Here is a 201-nt window from a genome sequence, read left to right on the forward strand (position 1 = left end):
GCGATTCAACCGGAAGCGACGATAGGGGAACTCGTCAGGAGGGCCCTCTTCGCGGGAGCGAGTGACCGCGAGCATTTTGCCGAATGCCTACGTCTCGCCGGAATGCCCGAATAGCAAACTAAGCCACGTGTGCTGCATAGCGGCCAACGGGCAGCCTCGGTATCGAGGGCATCAAAATCACAGGCTAAGGGCGGTGGCTCC

Source organism: Acidisoma sp. S159 (assembly GCF_009766125.1).
Taxonomy (GTDB): domain Bacteria; phylum Pseudomonadota; class Alphaproteobacteria; order Acetobacterales; family Acetobacteraceae; genus Acidisoma.